Origin of the sequence: Flammeovirga pectinis, from assembly GCF_003970675.1 — a bacterium.
GTDB classification, from domain to species: Bacteria; Bacteroidota; Bacteroidia; order Cytophagales; family Flammeovirgaceae; genus Flammeovirga; species Flammeovirga pectinis.
Genome location: NZ_CP034562.1, coordinates 64,055 through 84,911, shown reverse-complemented (window position 1 = coordinate 84,911; position 20,857 = coordinate 64,055). Strand labels below are relative to the sequence as shown.

The following is a 20,857-nucleotide window of genomic DNA, read 5'->3' as shown; positions in this document are numbered from 1 at the left end:
AATACCTTAAAACGATAATAAATTTAAACAAAAAAAATCTCAACCTATTTAAAAGATTGAGATCAATTTTACTGTAAACTACAGTTGTATATTATTTTCCTGCTAATGCTTCCGCACCACCAACAATTTCAAGGATTTCATTAGTAATTGCAGCCTGACGAGATCTGTTATAATCAAGTTTCAATGCATTTAATAACTCACCTGCGTTTTCAGTCGCTTTATCCATTGCTGTCATACGAGCACCATGCTCAGCCGCATTCGAATCTAACAAGTGCGTATAGAAGTTGATCTTTAAAGTTTTCGGGATCAACTCAGATAGAATTTCTTCTTTATCTGGTTCAAAGATGTAGTCAGCCTCTTGGTTGCTATCATCAGAATCCGTAACTACATCTAAAGAGAAAGGTAAAAATTGTTTTGAACGAACAATTTGTGTTGCCACATTTTTAAATTCGTTATATACCATAATTACCTTATCAAACTTTCCTGAAATATAGCCATCCATAGCATATTCAGCTGATTTTCTAGCTTCTTCAAAAGTTACATCATGGAAGAAATTAACAAAATCACTATTCAGTTCAAAATCTCTTCTTTTAAAGTAATCTTGACCTTTAGATCCTATTGCTAAAACTTCGACTCTACCTGCTTTGTCTAAAGAAGAATATTCTTCTTTTACTAAACGAGTAGTTTCTTTTGTAATATTTGAATTGAAAGCTCCAGCTAAACCACGATCGGAAGTAACCGCAATAACAAGAACGCTTTTCACTTCATCATGTGCCTCAACGAATGGGCTAGAAAAGTCGTTACCAAGAGCCGCTGTAACGTTATCTAGTATAGCCTCAAGCTTGTTAGCATAAGGTCGCATACCTATTACACGGTCTTGAGCTCTACGCATTTTTGCAGCCGAAACCATTTTCATTGCTTTCGTAATCTGCTGCGTTGAGTTAACAGAGGTGATCCTCTCTTTTACTTCTTTAAGACTAGCCATTTTCTTCTGAGTAATAAAAAGTGAATTAGCAACAGAACATATTTAATCAATATCTCTGTTGCTAATTTCTATTATAATTATCCCTTGTGGTTTTGAGCAATTTCTTCTCCTACTTTACGTAGAACAGAAATTTGATCATCACCCCATTTACCTGAAGCAATTGCTTGCATTGTATCTGTATACTTTGTTTCTAAAACATCTAAGTATTCAAATTCAAAAGCTTTTACTTTGCTTTCAGCAACTGGGTCTAAAATACCATTAGTACCTGCCCAAATGATAGCAACTTGCTTCTCAACTGTGTACGGCATATACTGAACTTGTTTCAAGATTTCAGTATTTTTACGTCCACGATCAATTGTCAATTTCGTTGCTGCATCTAGATCAGAACCAAATTTAGCGAAAGCCTCTAATTCACGGAATTGAGCAAGATCTAGTTTTAAAGAACCAGATACTTTCTTCATTGGTTTGATTTGAGCGTTACCACCTACACGTGAAACTGAGATACCAACGTTCATTGCAGGACGTATACCTGCGTTAAACAAGTTAGTTTCTAAGAATACTTGACCATCTGTAATAGAGATCACGTTTGTAGGAATATATGCTGATACGTCACCTGACTGAGTTTCAATAATTGGAAGGGCCGTTAAAGATCCACCACCTTTTACTAAATGTTTAATAGACTCAGGAAGGTCGTTCATGTTTTGTGCAATAGCATCTGATTTGTTAACTCTTGCTGCACGCTCTAATAAACGAGAGTGAAGATAGAAAACATCACCAGGATATGCTTCACGTCCCGGAGGACGACGAAGAAGTAATGACACCTCACGATAAGCAACTGCTTGCTTAGAAAGATCATCATAAACAGCTAAAGCAGGACGTCCAGTATCACGAATGAATTCACCAATTGCTGCACCTGCGAAAGGAGCAAAATATTGCATTGGAGCTGGGTCTGAAGCATTAGCCGCAACAACTACAGTATAAGCCATTGCTCCAGCTTTTTCCAAAGACTGAACAAGAGATAATACTGTTGATGCTTTTTGTCCAATTGCTACATATATACAAAAAACAGGTTCTCCTTTATCGTAGAACTCTTTTTGATTAATGATTGCATCAAGACAAACTGCTGTTTTACCTGTTTGACGGTCACCAATGATTAATTCACGTTGGCCACGTCCAATAGGTGTCATAGAATCAATAGACTTGATACCTGTTTGCATTGGTTCATCAACTGGTTGACGGAACAATACACCTGGAGCTTTACGCTCGATAGGCATTTCGTAAGTCTCCCCTTCGATAGGTCCTTTGCCATCAATAGGATTACCTAAAGCATCGATAACACGTCCAAACATACCCTCACCTACGTTAATAGATGCAATACGTCTTGTACGTTTTACTGTATCTCCCTCTTTGATATCTGTGTATTTACCCATTATTACGGCACCTACATTATCTTCTTCGAGGTTCAATACCATACCTACGACACCTGACTCGAACTCGATTAACTCGCCAGCTTCAGCATTAAGCAAGCCATAAATACGAGCAACACCATCACCTACTTCTAAAACAGTTCCCACTTCTTCTAAATCAGAAGAAGCTTTAAAACCTGTAAGCTGTTCTTTCAGGATCGCAGACACTTCATCTGGTCTAACTTGAGCCATTTTGTATCTGGATTTGAATTTTGACTATTCTTTACTAAAAAAAGTATCCTAAACTTCTAAAGGATACTTAAGTTTTTTTAATTACTAAAAGCTACTTTCAATTGGTTCAACTGTGTTTTAACAGAGCAATCCAATTGCATATTACCAACAGTAAGAACGTAACCACCAATGAGACTAGAATCAATTTTTTCTTCTAGCTCAACTTTTTTACCTGTAGACTTTATTACTTTATCAAGTAACAATGCTTTTGAAGCAGCAGCTAAAGGTGAAGAAGTTACTACAGTAGCTCTTTGGATATTTTTTACAACATCGAACTCCGCTAAAATAGATTGCATAATCTCTTTCAATGCTGAAGTTCTGTTTTTATCAACAACTAAGCTAAATAACTTTTGAGTCAGTTCACTTACATTTGCTGAAAAAATCTCTTTAAGGATAGCTGCTTTTTTACCGGCTTTAATAATAGGACTGTTTAGCGCGTTGGCTAACTCTCTACTACCATTGATAGTATTCAAAACTAAATTTGCATCTTCATACAATTTGTCTTGATCTTGTCCTTGTAAAGCTACCGATACAAATGCTTTTGCATATCGAGATGCTACTCTAGATTCTGCACTCATGGTTATAATTTATGTACAGTGAGGTTTAACTCACGTGTGGATCTTATTAAACTTAGATCTTAGCGCTTTCAACTAACTCTTTTACAAGTTCTTGTTGAGCAGTATCATTAGATAATTGTTTGCGAACAACTTTTTCAGCTATTTCTAGTGAAAGTTCAGCAACAACACCTTTGATGTTAGCTAACGCGTCTCTTTTTTCTGCCTCGATAGAAGCTTTTGCTTCTGTCATGATTCTTGAAGCTTCTGCTTTTGCAGCATCACTTGCTTCAATTATCACTTCATCCGCTCTAACTTTAGCTGCATTGATAATTTCTTCTCTCTCAGCACGAGCAGCATCTTTCATCTTCTCGTTATCCGCTTTAAGTTTTTCAATATCAGTTTTAGCTTGTTCCGCACTCTTGAGCGCGCTATCAATAGAATCTTCTCTATCCTTAAGTGCCTTAGAAATTATCGGAACGATTTTCTTTCCAATAATTAAGAACACTACTAAAAAGAATAAAGTGTTCCAAAATATAAGGCCTATACCTGGAGTTATTATATCCATCTTCGATTATATTTTGCGTTGTGCGTTCTGACGTTTCTTTGTTGGAAGATATCCATCGCCGGGCAAACCCCTTAAGCGATGGATATCCAAACAAAATGTTTCTTCAGTTAGGGATTAACCTAAACCGATCAATAGACAAACTACTACTGCGAAAAGTGCAACACCTTCAATCAAGGCTGCTGCAATAATCATTGTAGTTTGTAAGTTACCAGCGATTTCTGGTTGACGAGCGATAGCCTCTACAGTGCTACCACCAATCTTACCAATACCAAGACCTGCACCAAATACTGCAAGACCTGCACCAATCGCAGCACCTAACTGACCTACGTTACCACTTACTTCTAGTAAAATTGAAAGTAATGACATTTGAAATTTTGTTTAAATAGTTTTAAAAAAGAAACGTATATGAAGCTTTCGCTTAGTGCGAATATCATTCATTTTATTGATTACATCACCAAAATTTGAGTTAATTAACTCAAATACAGCTAGTTTAGTAATTCCTAGTGATGTTCAGCAACAGCTGAACTAATAAACAATGCAGAAAGCATTGTAAAAATATATGCCTGTAATACAGCTACAAATATCTCCATAAAAAATAATGGAATGATAATGAAAGAGGCTACACCTCCAACCCATGCTGCTTCCAAAATAAATACCAATGACATAAATGATAACAATACAATATGTCCACCTGTGATGTTTGCGAATAAACGAAGCATCAAGGCAATTGGCTTAGTAAAAATACCAATAATTTCTACTGGAATCATGATCGGTAACAACCACACTGGAACACCTGGAGTAGCAAAAATGTGGCTCCAATAGTTCTTATTAGCACTTAAATTAGTTACTAATAACGTGATTACTGCCATAGTCATTGTGAAAGAGATATTTCCTGAAGAGTTTGCCCCACCTGGTAATAACCCCATAAGGTTATTAAAAAGGATAAAGAAAAACAACGTCAGTAAATAAGGCATAAACTTGTCTGTTTTACTTCCTAAGTTTGGTTTAATCACTTCATCTCTCATGTAAACAATAAGAGGTTCAAAGAAGGATTGAATTCCACTTGGAGCTTTTCCAGCATTTTTCTTATAACCCTTAGATATTGCACTAAACAATATAATTAGAATAAGTACTGACAACCCTGTTGAGGCTGCGTTCTTTGTTAATGAGAAATCGTAAACTTTTCCCTCATCAGTTCTAGAAATATGTTCATGATGCATTTCATAAGTAGCATACTTACCTTTAACAGGTTTGTGATGATAGAATTCGCTTGAAGCAAATAAATCAACACCTTGCCCAGGTACATATAATATTACGGGTAACGTAATACCATAATGATGTTCGTGACCATGATCATCAGTAACCGTTCCAAACGTCCAATTATGTTCGTCTTTAACGTGATGTAAGATCGTCTCTACTGGATTATACTCTTTGATGTGAATCTCTTTAGATTCACCTTGATCATCACTCGCAAGTAATGTTTGAGTTGAAAGTGCTGAAAATAGCACTGCTAGCAATGCTAAGCGTCTGTAAAAAGAATAAAAAATACTTTTCATTATTATAAAATCACTCATTACCTGATTTACCCTGCAATTTAGGATAGAGACATACAATCTCAAAAATTGTATACGCAAAATAATAAAAGAAGAAACTTAATATGAAAGCTAATTTCTCGTGTTTGTCTGCGTCTGCAAAAATAAAAAACAAAGTAAAAACGGTTAAAGATAGTAAAACCCTAATAAAAACCGTTGCCACATAAAATCCATGAAAAATCTCCCCATCTCCCGATAAGGCTCCTAAACATGTAATCTCATACGACATTACCGCTAAAAATGCATTGAATACGATTTCAATATAAATAAAACGGCCTAAATCTAACCCCATTAACTCTATTATCACTACCCCTACTAAACAAAGTATGGATAATTTTAATAAACCTATATAGAAACGTGCTCGTAAACTTCGCTGCATATAATTTTTTCAGCCCAATCAGCCGAATCGATTGCAAACATAATGTAATAGCTTTTAAACGCAAAGCATGTTTTGATCATTTTTCATAAAAACCGTCATCTTTACCTTTTTTTTTAATATTCTGCCCTTTTTTTTGCGAAATTTTCCGCAACCCATTGATAAGTATGTATAATGAAGCAAAAACTCCAAACAAAAGAAAACCAATAGTAAAATAAGGAACTTCAGTTTTTAAATACTCATCAAGGTACTTACCAACATAGGCACAAATCAATAATGTGACTATCATTTCAGTACTAACAGAAGTGTATTTCAAAAAAGTCGAATACTTTTTTGAAGCTTTTGACGCTTTCTCTGAAAAATTAGATTTATTCTGCTTCTGTTGTTTCATTATCTTCTACCTTTTCAGCTTCCGAAGAATTATCCGAAGGTGCTAATAAAGGTCTAGACTCGCCCATATGACATTGACCATTAAATATTGCTCCTGGATCAATTGTAAGCTTTTTAGTAATTATATCTCCATGAACAACTGCAGATGCTCTTAAAACTAAATTATCTGCAACCTCAATTTTTCCATGAATTTCACCCTCGATTTCTGCATTTTGAGCAAAAATATCTCCTTCTACTTGTCCTTCAGTTCCTAGAAACAATTTAGAATGACAATGTAAGTTACCAATTAACTTACCATCCATTCTTAGAATACCATGTGTCTCAACATCACCTCTAAGTGTAGTTCCTTGACCAATAGTATTATTGGTTACATTACTTGGTTGTTGAGTAGGTGTGATTTTATCTTCGTTATTTCCAAATAAACCCATAATTTTTTAATTTAATTTATATCGTTACAGTAGTACGTTTTGTATATGTCTGAAATCATTATTCAAAAGGAATGAAATCTAATGGGTCAACAGGATTACCGTTTACCCAAAGTTCAAAATGAAGATGTTGCCCATCAGTCATCTCTCCACTATTTCCTATAATTGCAATAATATCACCTGTCCTTACTGTTTCTCCTACTTTTTTAAGAAGAACAGAATTGTGTTTATAAAACGATATTACTTGACCTCTGTGTTGAATACCGATTACATAACCAGAATCTTGAGTCCAAGATGCTAATATTACAGTTCCTTCAGAAATTGCTGTAATTCCTTCATTTCGCTTGGCTAAAACGTCTACACCATAATGTCCTTTTCTAATATCAAACTTTTTGGAGAGAACTCCATTCGATACTGGGGGAAAAAAGAATACATCATCATAACTTGCCGTAGTTAATTGTGAAGGTGCAGATTTAAGTTCAATATCTTCAAACTCACTTCTAAAAAGTGAATCTACAGGATCTATCTTTTTAAGGTCAATTTCAATATCTTCAACTTCTCCTTGTTTAACGATATTAGCTTTTATGTCTTCAGCATCTTCTACTTCTCCATCTATTATAGCTTTAATTGAGGCCATATAAACATCTTTTTCATCAGATGCGTTTTGAAGAGAATCAACTGTTTTTTCCATTTCAATCAATCTTCTATCCGCTTCACGATAAGCTACTCTTGGATCATAGACCTTTGCCAACACTGTTGTAGCAAGAATAAAACTTAAACCGCCAAGTACGGTAAATACAACACCAAACAACAATAAGATTTTCACATAACTCAATCTATATGCTGCTCGCTCTGCAAATGTTTCTTCATCTCTTACTACGAGAACAAATCTAGTGGTTAGCCACTCTGATAATGTTTTCCCTTGTTTCTTCATGTAATATGTTTCTTCTTATGTTTAAGAAGTTAATCGGCGGTAAATTTACAATAAATGTACGTTTTCTTTGCATTTTGTTTGTAACTATTGAATTATTATAACTTTTAGGTGAATAAAAACTGTAAATTAGCCAATCTAAGATATAAATTTTAGCATAACCGCTAGTCAAAAATGAAGCAAACTTTTCTAAAACATATAAATAATTACTTTTTAAAATCAATATTTCTCACCCTACTTATTATTAGTGGAGGATGTCAATTTTATCATGATACTGCAACACACTATAATTCTTACTTCCTTGCTAAAGAAGGGATGGATTTATTTGAGCAGGAGATTTTTGATGAAAACGTAGATGATTATAATGATGTACTTTCAATACTCATTCCTATAGATTCAAATAAAACATTATCACATAAAGATCAATTAGATTACATTATTACAAAAGCTTCAAGACCAATCAAATTCCATAAAGCAAGTGATTGGATTGATGAATGTTACCTTCTGGTAGGTTGGGTAAGATTATACGAAGAAGATTATGATAATGCATTGACTACTTTTAAATATATCAACGCCAAATTTGCAGATCCAAACAGTAGACATGCAGCTTTGAATGCTTTATTAAGAATGTTCATTGAGCTTGATGAAGAGGCTAATATGATATTAGTCAAAGATATAATTAAACAACAAAAACAACCTTATAATAAGGTTAATACAAAAGAATATCATTTAAACTTAGCACACTATTATAGAAACAAGGTCAACTTTAAAAAATCTATTCAACATTTAAGGCTTGCTGTAGACCTTGAAGATAATAAACATAAAAAAGCTCGATACTACTTCATCTTGGGTCAAATGTTAGAAGAAGAAAATAAAGTTGACAATGCTTATAGAGCCTATACGAAAGCTGAGAAGTTTTCTAAAACAAATGAATTAGAATTCCAAGCTGATATCAGTGCATACAGTATGCAACCTGTTGATTTTAACGATGAAAAACAGGCGAAGAAAATTCAGAAATATTTCGACAAAAAACTCAAAGATCATAACAATTGGGATAACCGTGATAAAATCTATTATGAAATGGCTCAATTTGAAATGAGGAAGCCAGATTATGATAGAGCTTTAAAAGAGTTTAATGAATCAGTTCAAGTAAGTACATCAAATAAAATACAAAAAGGCCACTCTTACCTAGAATCTGGAATTATCTATTATGATGAGAAAAAAGATTATATAGCTGCTTCTGCTTATTATGATAGTGCACTTCAAAATTTTGATGAATCTGTTTATGGTTATGAAGAAATTAAAGAAAAAGCAGAGTATTTAAGAGATTTAGCCAAATACATCAAAATAATTAATGATCAAGAACGCCTTCTTCAATTATATGATATGAATGATGAAGAACGCTCTGCATTTCTTGAAGAGGAATATCAGAAAGAAAAAGATGAAATTATCTTAAGGGCTCAATATGCAAAAGAGAATGAAAAGAAGAAGCAACGACCAGCAACTTCTGAATCTGCATCATTTAGTAATAAAGAAACCAAAGAATTCTACTTCTATAATTCTACTGCTGTAGCACAAGGAAAAGCTCAATTTCTAAAAAATTGGGGTTCAAGGCCATTAGAAGATAATTGGAGAAGATCTAATAAAATGGATTTCGCTTCTAATGATATCAACCCTGAACAAGGAGATAATCCTTCGCCATCAAAAGGTAGAAATACTAAAAATAATGCTAATAATGATGAGGAGGAAAATGTTGATCTTTTTGCTAACCTCAAATCTGTAGAAGAAAGAAAACAAGAAGTTCCAACTTCAGAAGAGGAGTTAGTTGGTATTAATAAAAAGTTAGCTGATGCTCTTTTTGAATTAGGTAAAGTATATCTGTATAAGGTTAAAACTCCAGATAATGCTCTTGCTAATTTTCATCGTTTCTTAGATAACTACCCTGAAGATGAAAATGCTTATGAAGTTGCTTATCTAGTTTATGTTATTTGTTTAGATTATGAGGAATGTGATTCTGATGTTGCTAAAAAATATTTAATAGATAATTATCCAGACTGTTTATATTCTAAAGTGTTGGTAAACCCTAATTATGTTAAGGAAACAAATGAAAGGGAAAATTATATAAGAGATCTTTATTCTTCTGCTTATAATTTATATTTAAGTGGTAATTATAATGCATCTGATAAAAAATTAAATGAACTTTTAAATGACTTCCCTCAAAACACATACGAAGAGAAAGGACGTTTCTTACGTGTTTTACTAGTAGGGAGAACAACAAAGTATTATAAGATCTTTAAAAAATCTTTGGATGACTATTTAAAAATATATCCAGAAGGTGAATTTTCTGCTATTGCAAAAGGCATGTTAAGCGAAATAACGGATAATAGATTAAAGAATGGTTACATTCCTGGTAGGTATCATGATTTTGAAATCACGATAGACGAATAGTATGATTTATTGATTTATAAGTTTAGTTTTGTGATGATTTTTTTGAAATAGAAGGTATCAATTGATTGAATAAATCAAACCTTTATAAATAGATTAACTAAATTGCTGTTTAATTATTAATCTATATTGACATCTTTTAGTTTAAGTACTGAATATTAATAACATATGTATTTAAAAGCCATAAAAGCACTTTGGGTACTTTTCATAGTAGGCATCGTAAGTGCTCTTCTTTTGGGATTTTCTTTAACAAATAACTGGTTTAACCTTTACGGTGAACTCCCCGATCCTAGTATTTTAGAAAACCCTAAAAGTGAATTAGCTTCTGAACTATACTCTGCAGACGGCGTTTTATTAGGTAAATATTTCCGAAAAAACCGTACAAAATCTGAATATGATGATTTATCTCCAAATCTAATTCATGCATTATATGCATCTGAAGATATTCGATTTAATGAGCATAGTGGAATAGATTTCAAAGCTACTTTAGCTGTACCTTATTACCTCTTTAAGTATATTGTTTTAGGAGGACAAAAAAGAGGGTCATCAACAATTACGCAACAGTTAGCAAAGAATCTTTTTAAAATTCGTAATGAAACAAATTTAAAAGGACGATTATCTGACGTTAAAGGAGTCAACCTTGTTATAAATAAATTTAAGGAATGGGTTGTTGCTGTAGAATTAGAAACATCTTATACTAAGAGAGAAATCTTAACTATGTATTTGAATACCGTTGATTTTGGTTCAAATGCATTTGGTATTCATGTTGCATCGGAAACTTTTTATGGTGTATCACCAGATCAGTTATCAATTCCTCAATCTGCAACTTTAGTTGGTATTTTACAGGCTCCATCATTTTATAGTCCGAGATACCACCCTGACAGAGCAATTTATGTAAGGAATAAGGTAATCTCTCAGATGGAAAAGTATAATTACATTTCTGAGAAGACTTCTAAAGAATTAATGGCAGAAGACTTAAACCTAAATTATAATGTTGAAAATCATAATAAAGGTATTGCTCCATATTTCCGTGCAGAAGTTGTTAAAGATTTAATTAGATACTGTCGTGAAAATGGTTTCGACTTGTACGCTGATGGTCTAAAAATATATACTACGATTGATTCTCGTGTTCAAAAGTATGCCGAAAGTGCTGTTGATAAACATATGAGAGAGCAACAAGGTCTTTTTGATGATCATTGGAAAGGTCAAGGAGATCCTTGGAGAGATAGAGAAGGTAAAGTTATTCCTAATTTCTTAGCACACTCTATTAGAAGAACTGCTGTTTATAAAACACTAAGAAAGCAAATAGGTAATGATTCTCTTGCTATAGATAAGCAATTGAAAATTAAAAAGAAGATGAAAGTCTTTACTTGGAATAATAAAGATTTTCAAAAAGATACTCTAATGAGCTCTTATGACTCCTTAAAGTATTATAAGATGTTCTTACAGATCGGCATGATGTCAATGGAACCTCAAACAGGTAAAATTAGAGCTTGGGTAGGTGGTATTAATTATAGATACTTTAAGTATGATCATGTTAGATTAGGATATCGTCAACCTGGATCAACATTTAAACCATTCTTATATTCTAGAGCATTGGAAGATCGTTTTCAACCATGTTCTCCAATTACTGATGTTCCAATTACATTTACTGCAGAAGAAGCCATCGCTGATAAGCCTTGGACTCCTAAAAATGCTGATTATTATAGCGGGAAAACTTATACGTTAAGACAAGCAATGTCGAGATCTATAAATACAGCAGCAGCTTACCTTGTAAAAGAACTTACAGCTAGAGAATTAGCAAAATACTCTGCCGATAAATTTGGTTTTAGATATATCCGTGATCAAATGTTTGATTATATGGTTACGGACGATGAACGAAAAAGAGGTATTACAGGGTATAATAAGAAATATATTAAAGGTGTTCCTTCTTTATGTTTAGGTACAGAAGATGTTTCTGTTTATGAAATGGTGACAGCTTATTCTGTATTTATTAATAAAGGTACTTGGACGGAACCTCAATTTATTACTCGAATCGAAGATAAAAATGGTAGAGTTTTAAAGGAGTTTATTCCTAAAAAGAGAGAAGCTTTAAATGAAAAAACTGCTTGGTTAATGACGTATATGTTAAGAGGTACTTCGGAAGAAGCAGGTGGTACTGCTCTTAGATTAAATCGTTATAACTTTAAAAGAGATAAGAAAACAGGAGCAGTCTATCATGTTGGTGGTAAAACTGGTACTACTGCAAACTTCTCTGATGCGTGGTTTATGGGCTTTACAAATGATTTAGTAACTGGTGTATGGTGTGGTGGTGAAGACCGAAGCGTACACTTCAGAAGTATTAAATATGGACAAGGTTCTAGACAAGCACTTCCTGCATTTGCCTACTTTATGGAAGATGTTTACAGGGATAAAAAACTTTGTAGAGATCTAGGGTATAAAAGAGGATTATTTCCTGAGCCATCTAAACCAATTGGTGTAGAACTAGATTGTAGTAAATATGATGCAGAAAACTTTGGTGAGTTCGGTGCAGAAACAGATTCAACTTTGGAAGATGAATATGTAACACCAACCGAGACTGACGATGGTATTTTGTAACAAATAAGATTTATTAAAAGAAAAACGAGATTAATTATTAGTCTCGTTTTTTTTATGTATTAATTTAGGGAGATACTTAATAATAACGTGACTAAGCAATTATGGAACTTACTGTAAAAGATAAATCTGCAAACTTAGATATTAAAATCGAGCCCTTTAGAAGTTCAATCAGAACAACAAAACCGCACAAACACTATAAATACTTCGAAGTTATCTTTCTGTCTGAAGGAAAAGGATATCATACTATTGATAATGACACTTATGAAATAAAACCTCCTGTTCTTTTCTTTATGCGAAAAGAACAGATGCATCACTGGGAAATTACAACCCCTCCAAAAGGGTATGTGATTATTATGAAAAAATCTTTTTTAGAACATTCTATTGATAAGCAATTAGAAAACTTTATTTCTGAAATAAGTAATCATGTTTGTGTTGAAGTTGAAGATGAAAAAAATCTTACTCAAATTTTTGAACTATTGGTTGAAGAATCAAAAAATCCATCGAAATATCAACAATCTATTATAGAAGGGTTATTAAAGGCTCTTTTTGCAAAAACTTTAATTAATACAAAACCAATCCAAAGTAAATTATCTAATCTACCTCCACTCTATGCAGCTTTCAAGGAGCTATTAGAAAATAACGATAATATCAAAAACAGTGTAAATTATTATGCTGAGATATTACACACTACTCCTCAAAATTTAAATGCTATTTGTAGGAATGCTATAGGGTTATCTGCTTCTAAATTAATTGCAGAATACATTATAAAAGAAGCTAAACGATTTTTACTTTACACAAATTTACCTGTTAGTGAAATTGCTTATGAATTAGGATTTAAGGACAATTCTCATTTTATCAAATACTTTAAAAGGAATACAGAGCAAACTCCTGCATATTTCCGTAGCCAAAAAGATTAATATTTCTTTATACAACACATGAACAGTCAATTGTTCCTTATTATTTTCAAATAGACCTCTTTAATTTACTCCTGATTTAACAAATTGCAAGCACAGTTATACTACTTACAAACAAATTTTAAATAGGTATTTATAAATCATAAAGAAATTTATATTCTAGTATTTTATAGTCTAACCAATGCTAAAAATACAGTCCAAATACGTTATGATTTATAGATGACTACTTATACTACCTAATTTTATCATGAAAAAAATATTCACTCTATGCTTATTAGTACTTCTGTGCTCAATAAGTTATGGACAAACACGCTCAGTGACAGGGCAACTTATTGATCAAGAAACCAAGGAAACTATCCCTTATGCAACAGTTAAACTGATTAATCAGAATAATGAAATCACCAATTTTGGAAGTTCTGATTTCGATGGAAAATTCTCAATAAGTAAAATAAAACAAGGTCAATATTCATTTGAAGCTACATTTGTAGGTTATCAAAATTTTAAAAGAGAAATCTCTATATCTAATTCCGATGTACAATTAGGTACTTTGTATGTATCGCCAAATTTACAGGAACTTGAAGAAGTTGTAATTAAAGGAATGAGTGAAACAGTAAGTACCAAAATAGATAGAAAAGTATATGCTGCTGCTGACTTTGAAACGGCTAGAAGTGGCACAGCAACTGACATGTTAAATAAACTCCCTTCAATATCTGTTTCTCCAGAAGGTGAGGTATCTGTAAGGGGTACACAAGGATTTATGGTATATATTAATGGTAAACCTACTCAAATAGATCCTTCTACTTTACTATCTCAAATCTCAGCAAATTCTATACAAAATATTGAAGTTATTACTGTTCCCTCTGCAAAATATGATGCACAAGGTAAAGCCGGTATTATCAATATTACAATTGATAAAAATGAGCTTAATGGAACTTCTGTAAATGTTGGAGGTATGTTAGGTGGATCTCCATGGCAACAGGGAGCTGAACCAGTGAGAGGTGGTGGCAATTTTAATATTGCACATCAAAAAGATAAATGGTCCTATACCCTTGGTACAAATTACCTTAGCAGAAATGTGGATGGAAGAAGAGAAGGAGAGTCTACTATTAATCAATTTGAAGGTCCGTATAAAGGTGGTACTTATCATATGGATGCAGAAGGTGACCGCCCTGAGTATCATACTAATTATTCAGCAAATTTAGGTATTGGGTATGATATAAATGATAATTCATCTATTTCTGCATCATATTTCTATGGTCATAAAAGCAATAAAAGAACTGCTAATTATAAATACCATAATTATTACAATGATGCTAATGGTAATCTAATCCCTGGAACTAATGAATATATCTACAATCCCAATACTCATGAAAGGTATGGTGATTTTCATACAGCCAATTTAGATTATAATATTCAGTTTGATAATATGTCTAAACTTACTCTTGGGTTAGTATATGAACACTCTTCTTTAGGAGATGACCTTGATAATAAAAATCACATCTATGATAATGAAACAGGGACCATTGGAGAAGTAACAACACATTATACTCAAACTACAGTTCAGCCTTTAGATGGTATTCGTTTATCTATTGATTATGAAATGCCCATTGCTGATAATCAAACTTTATCTTTTGGAGCACAGCCCCAATTTTTAAAACAAACTGGTAATTATAATTATGATACTTTAAGCACTAATGGAAGCTGGGATGCTCACCCTTACTCAAATAATTATAACTTAACGAGAGGTATTTATGCAACTTATGTAGATTATGGAGCTCATTGGGGAAAATTCAGTTTAAAAGCTGGTGTTCGAATGGAATACATGGATCAGCGAATGGAGGTTGGTAATTATAATGTATTTCCTATCGTAGATATTCCAGAACAAGATGAATTTGTAGTTCAGAAATTGGATTTTTTCCCATCGATCAATCTTGATTATGAATTGACAGAAAATGACCGATTTATATTTGGAGCTAGTAGAAGAATTAATCGTCCACCAACAAAAAACATGGCTCCATTTCTTTATAGAAGGCATTATGAGGTCTATGAAGTTGGTGACCCTACATTAGAACCTGAATATGTAAATTTAGCTGAGATTACATATAATAAATCCATTGGTAATCAGACAATAGGTGTAACAGCTTTTTATAGAGGTGTTGAAAATGCAGTTTTTAGGGTGAATACGGTAAATGCTGGAGAAAATGTACTTATGAGAAGTTATACTAATGCGGGTAATGATCAATCTTTAGGACTTGAATTAAATGCAAATTTTGATATTGCTAAAAAGGTGAAACTATTTGTAGGAGGTTCGTTATATCACTATTCTATTAATGGCGAAATTTACGACTACAACATAGATCAAAGTAGCATGAATTGGAGTTTAAAATCTACAATCAATGCTGATATTCATAAAACACTTTCATTAGTTTGGGATATAGATATACAATCTGCAACAGTAACTGCTCAAGGACAAAATGATATGTTCTATATGAGTAATATTGCTTTGGTATATAAACCCACTGCCCTACCAAGTTGGACATTTACAGGAAGAGCAAATGACATTTTTCAATCTAATATTAAAGGGTTAGATACTACAGGGCAAGATAGAATAACTGGAGAAGATGCTTTTTATCAAAGAACTACATATTACAGGTATGGTCCTATTTTAGAACTAAGCGTTAATTATTCACTTAATTCTAAGAAAAAGGCCAATAAAAATACTGTTTTTGGAGAAAAACAATTCTAAAGAAAAAGAGATTGTCGTTATTGACAATCTCTTTTTTACTTATTTTTTTATGAATTTCTTATGATAAATTTCACCATTATGTTGCTGGAGTTTTAAAATATAAACTCCCGGTGGTAATTTAGAAACATCCATTACACCGTTCACAAACTTTTGACTTAGTCCCATAACTTGACCTGTAGATTTATAAATTTCAACTTTATCAATTAATTGATCTGATAAAATATGTAATTGATTTCCTTCTCCAGGGTTCGGGAATATTATAGGTGAATTAGAAACAATCTCCTCTTCTAAGCTTGTAATTGAAGCATCAATTCTAACAGCATTTTGAAATTCTTTTTGAGTCGTTGACCCTATTACAAACATAGCTATTGATTTACTACCTTCTGTAGTATAAGAAACTTCATGAGGGCCAGCGCCGTAAGCTATCGACGGTAAAGCATCTCCCTCTTCTCCAAAGTACCAACCTATTAAAGCTGTATCAGCATCGGATGTATTTGTAAAAGTTATTTCCTGATTTAAGCCAGCTTCCGTTTTATCAACTGAATAAGATAAAGAAGTGACTTGAGGATTATAAGGAACTACTCTAAAATCATCTAAAGCTAAACCTATACCTCCACTAGAATCTGCATTTGCTCCAACAAAGAATAACCTAAAGGCTAATTGTTCACCTTCAAAACCTGCTAAAGGTATAAATTTCGTTTCCCAATTATTATTTGTAGAGCCCGTTATTAATGGAATACCTTCTCCTCCCCAATAATCTTCAGAAGAAAATGCATTTGTCCAAGATGGATCAATAAAATACCCTAAAGGAGACCAAGATTTTCCATAATCATCAGAATACTCTGTATACATTCCATCTACCTTATTTGCCACATCTTGTTTAATATTGAAAGAAAACATTTGTGTAGAATCTCCACTGTTACTATCACCGGGTAAATCAAAAACTGATGTATAAAGATAAAATCCTGTTGGTACTTCGTAAGCAGTAGTATCTGGGCCAAGCACATATGCACTATCTCCACTCGTTGTTCCCGACTTACCATCAATTGTCGAATTCCCTTTCTTTAAATCATTCCCTGCTAAGTTATATGGATAGAACAAGAGCTCATTAGTTTCTAAATCTCCACCATCAGAAGGGTAAAAAGGAGCTTTCTTTTCTCCTAAAATTGCTATCGTATCCTGATAATTAGATGCTGTATTTCCATCCACTTCAAGAGAAACAAAATAATTTCCTGCTGTTGTATAAGTATGAGTAGGATTTTGATCTGTTGATGTGTTACCATCACCAAAGTTCCATGCGTATGTTGTTGCACCTCCAGAATTATAAATAAAATCAAGGGGTCTATTTATATACTCAACAATAGACGGAGATGTAAATTCTCCAGTTGGAACTTCAGATGTCACCTCAAAGTCTCTGACCATAAAGCCATCATCTGTATCTTGGATTTGGAATGCTGATTCATGACGGTATACAAATCTAAATCGAACCTGTTCCCCTGCCAAAAATGATACATTATATGATGTAGAATCATTATCAAAGTTACCTAACCAACCTGCTTGATCTTGGAAAATGATAGGATGAATAGCACATGCATCATTGGGAGATTTATTATACCACCCTGTTCCTAAACCATCATTTGCTTCACCTAAAAGTTTCCAAGTACCTCCATTATCTATTGTATACTGCATCTGACAAGCTGCCGGAGCATTACAATAGGTAATATCCATACTCTTTGTAAAGTGAATTTTATATTCTCTATTCGCTGTCGTTAAATCAAAGGTTGGTGTATATAAAATAGCCGAAAATGACCTAAAAGGAACTCCGCCACCAGAAGTAGTAACCCAAACAGAAGAATCTCCACTATTTAATACATTCCCTCTTGCTCTTGCATGTTCCCAAATATCATTACCAGACCCTCCATCCAAGAATACAGTTTCTGTTACAAAACCACCTGTGTCTAATAAAAAGTCAGTAGCAAATGGCACTGTCTCTATTGGACTAGAAGGAGGTCCTTCAGTCATCTGAATACCTCTTCTAAATGTATTTTTTCTTCCTTGAGAATCTGTAACAGTAAGTGTAATAATGTATGAGCCTAAATCAGGAATATCTGTATAAGTATGTCCTACTGTATCAGTAGTTGCATTACTTTTTTGACTATCACCAAAGTTCCATTCGTATGTTAAACCATTACCAATAGATAGGTTTTCAAATTCTAATTCTTGATTTAGGATACCATTATCTGATAAGATATTAAAAGCAGCTAATGGTCTATTTGCCAATAAAGCATCCATTGCAGCATCCATATTTATTCTACCTGCACCCAAACTATTCTGATAACCAGGGTTCCTTGGGTTAATATCTGTTGCAGTTCCTAAAAGTAAAGCTTTCAGCTGTATTGGCGACAAAGTGGAATCTTGGGTTTTAAGGAAAGCCGCTGCTCCTGCAACTAATGGACATGACATTGATGTACCAGTATAAGGTGCATAATCTCCTTTCGGATTACCATTATCAGCTGCTACAGTACTAATAATATCAGTACCTGGTGCCGAAATATCAATCCAAGAACCATATTGAGAAGATGGAGATTTAACATCATTACTTGTTGTATTTGCGACTGCAATTACATTATTATATCCTGCAGGGTAGCTTGCTAAGTTTACATTATCATTACCTGCTGCTGCAATAAAAAGCATTCCATCTTCTGTTGCTTCATCTATCATTCTAGACACAGTAGCAGAATAGAAGTAACTACCAAAAGACATACTCACTACATCTGCTTCCATTGCAATTGCATACATCAACGCTTCTGTTGAATGAGTAATAGCCCTCGCAGAGGGAGTATCATCTGATGTTGCTTTTACGGCTAAAATTTTAATTCCATTATTTGAAACCGAAGTAACACCTATTCCATTATTAGTTACTGCACCTGCTATACCAGCACAGTGCGTTCCATGAGAAAATGTAAACCGTCCTGCTTGTGCTTCTGGAGGAGTTGGGTCTGGATCTCCATTTTCATAAGTAGTTCCAGAGGCATCCCAACCATTGTAATCATCAATGTAACCATTACCATCATCATCCTTACCATTATTAGGGGTTTCACCTTCATTGATAAAAATATTTGCTACTAAATCTTCATGAGTTATCAATACCCCATCATCAACAATTGCTAAAACTATATCATTTTTTGGAGCATTCGGATTGTCTGTTTTTTTAGACCAAGCATCTATTGCTCCAACTAAATTAATATGGTATTGATCTGAAAATAATGGATCATTAGGGTCTGCAAATGTTTGTGGTAAAGGAACACTTTCTACATACATTACATTCTTGTCCTTACTCAATTCATTACGATAACGTTCTAAGTCATTATCATTATAAAGTGTAATTTGAAGTACATCTGATACACTGTTTTTAAGAACACTCATTGGTTCTAAAACAGATTTTACACGTGCATCTGTAAGTAATTTATATAACCTTTGCTTCTCTGATGAAACAAATTGAGGTTGGCCACTTTCCATGTAAGCATAGTTTACATCATTCGCTTCTTTAAACCTTACAAATAATTTTGAAGGAGCAGTTTTAATGGAAGGACTTATCCATTTTTGATTTGGATTTGAGATTGATTGTAACTTCTGAGCCTCAACATCTCTTCCTAAAAAGAGACATCCAATGAGTACTAGAAGAAAAGAATAATTCTTTATCATTGTTGCTATTTTTTAGTGAGATATAAAATCCATTGTTTAGTGGTTGTTCCATCACTAAACATTACATCTAATACTATTCTTCCATTAGTTTCAGTTTCACCTTGTACAGAAATGTAACTGTCTGATGGCCCTAAAAACTCTCCACATTGATCAATTATTTGGAATGGAATATCTTGAATATCACCTGCAATATTAGAAATATCATATAATCCCCAAATATCATCGGGATTGGCTAATGCATCTACTTTTGTTAAAGTAACATCAGGAATATCTTGGATACCTGTCTCTGTAGAAATTTGAGCACCATAATTACCTGCAAGACTTGTTGGACAATGAATATCATTAATAATAATATTATATTCTTTCTTAATTCCACCCTGCCCAACTGTTATTTGCTCTCCATTATCTAGATTTTTTGCAGAAGATAAAACAATTGAAAGAGTCTTTCCTGAGGTTTTATCAACTCCTGCAACTACTAAAGGAGAGATTTCTATTATAGCTGTATTTTGAGTATTTGTATAGCTTTCATCACCAGATTCATCCTCTGTTATCTCTCTATTTTTCATTACAAACTTTCCTCCTTGAGAAGTTGCATATTTTTCAGTAACATCAGATGCATTAGGTTCATTTCGTTCAATAGCTTTTGCCGTAAAATCTGTTCCAAACACAGCATCTCCCTCAAAAGTATATCTTACTTCAATTCCTCTATTTGTTTGAATTGCCATTGGCATTTCTACAGTCAAACTTAGCGGCACTGAATTTTCTTTTACTGAATCTGCTTCTCCTATTGGAGTTGCAACAGCAAAAGCTACAGTCTCACCAATAAATTCAGCATTTACTTCATCTTTATAAGTATCGTATAATTCGCAACTCTGGAAAGTCAGTCCAATACACAGTACCCATATATTTACTATTTTTTTCATGTGTATTT

16 protein-coding genes are annotated in these 20,857 nt (G+C 33.3%); 4 read left to right on the top strand and 12 right to left on the bottom strand.

Annotated features, from left to right (window positions below):
• Positions 1–91 precede the first annotated feature (91 nt).
• From atpG to EI427_RS00340, 10 genes are all read right to left on the bottom strand, one after another.
• Positions 92–985: an ATP synthase F1 subunit gamma gene (gene atpG, locus EI427_RS00385; RefSeq protein ID WP_126610660.1), complete on the bottom strand. Its 894-nt coding sequence runs from the start codon at positions 983–985 to the stop codon at positions 92–94.
• Positions 986–1,062: 77 nt separating this feature from the next.
• Entirely contained in the window at positions 1,063–2,643 is a 1,581-nt protein-coding gene (atpA, locus tag EI427_RS00380) for a F0F1 ATP synthase subunit alpha (RefSeq protein ID WP_126610659.1), read from the bottom strand.
• Positions 2,644–2,720: 77 nt separating this feature from the next.
• Complete coding sequence (gene atpH, locus EI427_RS00375; protein ID WP_126610658.1) at positions 2,721–3,260, bottom strand: ATP synthase F1 subunit delta; 540 nt, start codon at positions 3,258–3,260, stop codon at positions 2,721–2,723.
• Between the two features lie 52 nt (positions 3,261–3,312).
• Positions 3,313–3,804, bottom strand: a complete 492-nt coding sequence (gene atpF / locus EI427_RS00370) for a F0F1 ATP synthase subunit B (RefSeq protein ID WP_126610657.1) — start codon at positions 3,802–3,804, stop codon at positions 3,313–3,315.
• A gap of 114 nt (positions 3,805–3,918) precedes the next feature.
• Complete coding sequence (gene atpE, locus EI427_RS00365; protein ID WP_126610656.1) at positions 3,919–4,170, bottom strand: ATP synthase F0 subunit C; 252 nt, start codon at positions 4,168–4,170, stop codon at positions 3,919–3,921.
• A 134-nt stretch (positions 4,171–4,304) separates the two neighbouring features.
• A complete protein-coding gene (gene atpB / locus EI427_RS00360; protein WP_240655336.1) occupies positions 4,305–5,360 on the bottom strand; it encodes a F0F1 ATP synthase subunit A in 1,056 nt (351 codons plus the stop codon).
• A gap of 10 nt (positions 5,361–5,370) precedes the next feature.
• Positions 5,371–5,775, bottom strand: a complete 405-nt coding sequence (locus EI427_RS00355) for a hypothetical protein (protein WP_126610654.1) — start codon at positions 5,773–5,775, stop codon at positions 5,371–5,373.
• A 76-nt stretch (positions 5,776–5,851) separates the two neighbouring features.
• The gene (locus EI427_RS00350) at positions 5,852–6,163 is read right to left on the bottom strand and encodes an AtpZ/AtpI family protein (protein ID WP_126610653.1); all 312 of its coding nucleotides are present in this window, start codon (positions 6,161–6,163) and stop codon (positions 5,852–5,854) included.
• Positions 6,141–6,590: a bactofilin family protein gene (locus tag EI427_RS00345; protein ID WP_126610652.1), complete on the bottom strand. Its 450-nt coding sequence runs from the start codon at positions 6,588–6,590 to the stop codon at positions 6,141–6,143. Before EI427_RS00345 ends, EI427_RS00350 begins: the two co-directional genes overlap by 23 nt.
• A 58-nt stretch (positions 6,591–6,648) precedes the next feature.
• Entirely contained in the window at positions 6,649–7,521 is an 873-nt protein-coding gene (locus EI427_RS00340; RefSeq protein WP_126610651.1) for a M23 family metallopeptidase, read from the bottom strand.
• A gap of 171 nt (positions 7,522–7,692) precedes the next feature.
• On the opposite strand from EI427_RS00340, the gene porW reads away from it, so the two are divergent.
• The 4 genes from porW (at position 7,693) to EI427_RS00320 (ending at position 16,221) form a co-directional block, all read left to right on the top strand.
• Positions 7,693–9,966, top strand: a complete 2,274-nt coding sequence (gene porW / locus EI427_RS00335; RefSeq protein ID WP_126610650.1) for a type IX secretion system periplasmic lipoprotein PorW/SprE — start codon at positions 7,693–7,695, stop codon at positions 9,964–9,966.
• A gap of 165 nt (positions 9,967–10,131) precedes the next feature.
• Complete coding sequence (locus tag EI427_RS00330; protein ID WP_126610649.1) at positions 10,132–12,561, top strand: transglycosylase domain-containing protein; 2,430 nt, start codon at positions 10,132–10,134, stop codon at positions 12,559–12,561.
• A gap of 101 nt (positions 12,562–12,662) precedes the next feature.
• A complete protein-coding gene (locus EI427_RS00325) occupies positions 12,663–13,478 on the top strand; it encodes a helix-turn-helix domain-containing protein (protein ID WP_126610648.1) in 816 nt (271 codons plus the stop codon).
• Positions 13,479–13,722: 244 nt separating this feature from the next.
• Complete coding sequence (locus EI427_RS00320) at positions 13,723–16,221, top strand: outer membrane beta-barrel protein (RefSeq protein WP_126610647.1); 2,499 nt, start codon at positions 13,723–13,725, stop codon at positions 16,219–16,221.
• Positions 16,222–16,260: 39 nt separating this feature from the next.
• Here the strand turns inward: EI427_RS00320 and EI427_RS00315 are convergent, their stop codons facing one another.
• Positions 16,261–19,926, bottom strand: coding sequence for a S8 family serine peptidase (locus tag EI427_RS00315; RefSeq protein ID WP_126610646.1), 3,666 nt, complete (start codon positions 19,924–19,926; stop codon positions 16,261–16,263).
• A gap of 5 nt (positions 19,927–19,931) precedes the next feature.
• Positions 19,932–20,849, bottom strand: coding sequence for a hypothetical protein (locus tag EI427_RS00310; RefSeq protein WP_126610645.1), 918 nt, complete (start codon positions 20,847–20,849; stop codon positions 19,932–19,934).
• Between the last annotated feature and the right edge of the window lie 8 nt (positions 20,850–20,857).

Coding starts and splice junctions, on each gene's coding strand:
- atpG (WP_126610660.1), bottom strand. CDS start 985: ATGGCTAGTCTTAAAGAAGTAAAAGAGAGGATCACCTCTGTTAACTCA.
- atpA (WP_126610659.1), bottom strand. CDS start 2,643: ATGGCTCAAGTTAGACCAGATGAAGTGTCTGCGATCCTGAAAGAACAG.
- atpH (WP_126610658.1), bottom strand. CDS start 3,260: ATGAGTGCAGAATCTAGAGTAGCATCTCGATATGCAAAAGCATTTGTA.
- atpF (WP_126610657.1), bottom strand. CDS start 3,804: ATGGATATAATAACTCCAGGTATAGGCCTTATATTTTGGAACACTTTA.
- atpE (WP_126610656.1), bottom strand. CDS start 4,170: ATGTCATTACTTTCAATTTTACTAGAAGTAAGTGGTAACGTAGGTCAG.
- atpB (WP_240655336.1), bottom strand. CDS start 5,360: ATGAAAAGTATTTTTTATTCTTTTTACAGACGCTTAGCATTGCTAGCA.
- EI427_RS00355 (WP_126610654.1), bottom strand. CDS start 5,775: ATGCAGCGAAGTTTACGAGCACGTTTCTATATAGGTTTATTAAAATTA.
- EI427_RS00350 (WP_126610653.1), bottom strand. CDS start 6,163: ATGAAACAACAGAAGCAGAATAAATCTAATTTTTCAGAGAAAGCGTCA.
- EI427_RS00345 (WP_126610652.1), bottom strand. CDS start 6,590: ATGGGTTTATTTGGAAATAACGAAGATAAAATCACACCTACTCAACAA.
- EI427_RS00340 (WP_126610651.1), bottom strand. CDS start 7,521: ATGAAGAAACAAGGGAAAACATTATCAGAGTGGCTAACCACTAGATTT.
- porW (WP_126610650.1), top strand. CDS start 7,693: ATGAAGCAAACTTTTCTAAAACATATAAATAATTACTTTTTAAAATCA.
- EI427_RS00330 (WP_126610649.1), top strand. CDS start 10,132: ATGTATTTAAAAGCCATAAAAGCACTTTGGGTACTTTTCATAGTAGGC.
- EI427_RS00325 (WP_126610648.1), top strand. CDS start 12,663: ATGGAACTTACTGTAAAAGATAAATCTGCAAACTTAGATATTAAAATC.
- EI427_RS00320 (WP_126610647.1), top strand. CDS start 13,723: ATGAAAAAAATATTCACTCTATGCTTATTAGTACTTCTGTGCTCAATA.
- EI427_RS00315 (WP_126610646.1), bottom strand. CDS start 19,926: ATGATAAAGAATTATTCTTTTCTTCTAGTACTCATTGGATGTCTCTTT.
- EI427_RS00310 (WP_126610645.1), bottom strand. CDS start 20,849: ATGAAAAAAATAGTAAATATATGGGTACTGTGTATTGGACTGACTTTC.